This is a genomic window from Nocardiopsis sinuspersici (assembly GCF_001998325.1).
Classification (GTDB): Bacteria; Actinomycetota; Actinomycetes; order Streptosporangiales; family Streptosporangiaceae; genus Nocardiopsis; species Nocardiopsis sinuspersici.
Genome location: NZ_MCOK01000004.1, coordinates 1 through 3,771 on the forward strand (window position 1 = coordinate 1; position 3,771 = coordinate 3,771).

Genomic DNA, 3,771 nt, shown 5'->3' on the forward strand with positions numbered 1-3,771 from the left:
TTCGCGCGTGAGCAGGGTCTGACGGTGAACGCGCTGGTCCAGGGCGCGTGGGCGCTGCTGCTGTCCGCCCACTCCGGCGACACCGACGTCGTCTTCGGCGCCACCACCTCCGGACGCCCCGCCGACCGACCCGACGTCGAAAACGCCGTGGGCATCTTCATCAACACCCTGCCCGTCCGCGTCCGCGTCACCCCCCACACCCCCGTCAACACCTGGCTCCACGAACTCCAGGACGCGCTGACCGAGTCCCGCCAGTACGAGCACCTGCCCCTCACCCGGCTCCAGGCGCTCTCCCCCCTGCCCGGCGACACGCCCCTGTTCGACAGCCTGGTGGTGTTCGAGAACTACCCCGTGGACGAACAGGCCGCCCGGGACCACGGACTGAGGGTCCTCGACGTCACCGCCGACGAGGCCACCAACTACCCGCTGACCCTGGTCGCCTACGACGGCGACCGGATCGACACCCAGCTCCGGTACGACCCGGACCTGTTCGACGCCGGGACGGCCGAGCGCCTGCTGGCCCATCTCGCCTTCCACGTCGAGTCGCTGGTCACCGACCCCGCGAGCCCGCTGCGCGCCCTGCCGCCGCAGCCCGGGGCCGAGCGCGACCGCGTCACCGCGTGGGGCGACGGCGGCCCCTCGCGGGACGGGCTCACACTCGTCCAGCTCTTCGCCGAGCAGGTGCGGGCGCGCCCGGACACGACCGCGCTCATCGGCGACGGGACGGAGTGGACCTACGCCGAACTGGACGCGCGCAGTGACGCCCTCGCCGTCCGCCTGCACCGCCTCGGCGCCGAGCGCGGCACGGTCGTCGGCGTCTCGCTCCGGCGCGGCCCCGACCTCGTCGCCGCCCTGCTCGCGATCACCAAGGCCGGTGCCGCCTACCTGCCCATCGACCCCGAGTACCCGGACGAACGCCAGGACTTCATCGTGCGTGACTCCGGGATCGGCCTCCTCATCACCGAGGAGAGCGGGGCCCGGCGGCCGGAACCGGACGTCGCCGCGCCGCCGCATGTCACCCTCGCCGAAGTGGCCGCCGAGCCGGTTCCCGAGGACGCGGCCGCGCCGCTCCCGCCCGGGCCGGACGACCTCGCCTACGTCATCTACACGTCCGGGTCGACCGGAACCCCCAAGGGCACCATGGTGACCCACCGGGGGATCGGCGAGTTCGCGGCGTCCATGGCCCACCGCTTCGGCACCGAACCCGGATGGCGGGTCCTGCAACTGGCCTCGTCCAGCTTCGACGCCTCGGTGATGGAGGTCCTGATGGCCTTCGGCGCGGGGGCCGCCCTGGTCGTGCCCGAACCCGGCCCACTGGTCGGTGAGGAGCTGGCGCGAACGCTGTCGCGCCACCGCGTCAACCTCACCATCATCCCGCCCTCCGTCCTGGCGTCCGTGCCGCCCGGGGACTTTCCGGACCTGCGCACGCTGGTGGTCGGCGCGGAGGCGTGCCCGGCCGAGCTGGTCAACCGGTGGGCTCCGGGCCGCCGCATGGTGAACGCCTACGGGCCGACCGAGATCACCATCGCCGCGTCGCTCAGCGACCCGTTGTCCCCCGGGCAGGCCCCGCCGATCGGCCGTCCCGTCCGGGGCGCCCGACTGCACGTCCTCGACCACCTCCTGCGGCCGGTCCCGGCCGGTGTGGTCGGTGAGCTGTACGTCGGTGGCGCGGGTGTGGCGCGCGGGTACTGGGGGCGGCCGGGGCTGACCGTGGAGCGGTTCGTCGCCGACCCGTTCGGCTCGGGGGAGCGCCTCTACCGCACGGGCGACCTGGTGCGGTGGAACGCCGACGGCCAGCTGGGGTACGTGGGCCGCGCCGACGCGCAGGTCAAGATCCGGGGCCTGCGGATCGAGCCGGGCGAGGTGGAGTCGGCGCTGGTCGCGCTGCCCGGGGTCCGGCAGGCGGCGGTCACGGTGCGCCAGGACGCCCCCGGCGGTCCGGCACTGGTCGGCTACGTGTCGGGAGGGGCCGACTCCGCCGAAGTGCGTGACCGGCTCATCCGGACGCTGCCCGCGCACCTGGTCCCGGCGGTCGTCGTGTCCGTGGACGCCGTTCCGCTCACTCCCAACGGCAAGACCGACCACCGGGCGCTGCCGTCCCCCGACTGGGCGGCGCTGGCCGGGGGCGAGTACGTCGCTCCGCGGTCGGAGGCGGAGCGGGTGCTGGCCGGGGTGTTCGGGTCTGTGCTGGGTGTGGACCGGGTCGGTGTGCACGACGACTTCTTCGCGCTGGGCGGCGACTCGATCCTGAGTATCCAGTTGGTCTCCCGGGCCCGACGGGCGGGGATCACCGTGACCTCCAAGCAGGTCTTCGCCCGTCCGTCGGTCGCGGCCCTGGCCGAGGTGGCCGAGACCGGTCGGGGCTCGGCACCGGTGCCGGCAGGCCCGGTCTCCGGGCCGGTGACGGCCACCCCGATCATGCGGTGGTTCCTGGACTCCCGTGCGGGCGACCCGGAGGGGTTCGCCATGTCGGTGCTGTTGGACCTGGCGGAGGACTTCGACGCCGGTTCTCTGCCCAGGGTCGCCGCCGCCCTGCTGGAGCACCACGACATGCTCCGGCTCCGTGTCGCCGACGACGGGGTCCCGAGGATCCTGCCGGAGGAGGACGCCGAAACGGTTCTGGAGACCGTCGCGGGTCTGGACGAGACCACGGTCGAGGAGCACACGGAGCGCGTCCGCGAGCGGATCGACCTGGTCTCGGGTCCGGTGGTGCGGATGGTGCTGTTCACCGGTGAGGGGACTCCGCGCCTGCTGATCGTCGCCCACCACCTGGTCGTGGACGGCGTCTCCTGGCGGATCCTGCTCGAAGACCTCTCCACCGCCTACCGGCAGATCACCGGAGGCGGTGCCGCCGACCTGGGGGCGCGTACCACGCCCTTCCCCGCCTGGGCCGAGCGTGTGGCCGAGGCCGTGCGGGATGGGCGCTTCGACGGTGAGGCCGGGTACTGGGAGGCTCTGGCCGGGGTGCCCGCCGAGGTGCCCCGTGACCACGGCCACGCGGGCAACGGGCCGGTCTCCTCACAGCGGACCGTGTCGGCCCGGTTGTCGGTCGAAACGACCCGTGCGCTGCTGCGTGAGGTCCCGCCGGTCTTCCGTACCCGGGTCAACGACCTGCTCCTGGCTGCTCTGGGCCGGGTCCTCACCGGTTGGTCCGGGCACGACCGCGTCCTGATCGACCTGGAGGGGCACGGCCGCGAGGACCTGTTCGAGCGTGTGGACCTGTCCCGCACCGTCGGCTGGTTCACCACCGTGTTCCCCGTCGCCCTGGGCTCCTCCTCCGACTGGGCCGACCAGGTCAGGACCACCAAGGAGATGCTCCGTTCCCTCCCCGGCCACGGGGTCGGGTTCGGTGCCCTGCGCTATCTGGGTACCGAGCAGCAGCGCACCGCCCTGGCGCGGGTCCCCGAGCCCCACGTCGGTTTCAACTACCTCGGCCGCTTCGACACCGGCGCGGAGTCCGGGGCGCCCTACACCGCCATGGCCCTGGGCGGCGGCGACGCTCCCGGAGCGGACCGGGCGCACCTGCTCGACGTGGTCGGCCGGGTGGCCGGTGAGCGGCTGGTCCTCGACCTGGCCTACTCCGACCTGGCGCACACCGAGGACACCGTGCGGGGGCTGGCGGAGGAGCTGGTGGCGGCGCTGACCGACCTGGTGGAGTTCTGCCTCCGTGACGGTGTCGGCGGGGCCACTCCCTCGGACTTCCCGCTGGTCGGGCTGGACCAGGCCGCGGTCGACCGTCTGGCCGTCCCCGGTGTCCAGGACGTCCTGCCG

Annotated in this window: 1 protein-coding gene; it reads left to right on the forward strand. The window is 73.6% G+C overall.

The features are described from left to right. Window positions 1-3,771, forward strand: a 3,771-nt coding sequence (locus NOSIN_RS26555) for a non-ribosomal peptide synthetase (RefSeq protein WP_143833092.1), incomplete at both ends; no start/stop codon positions are given.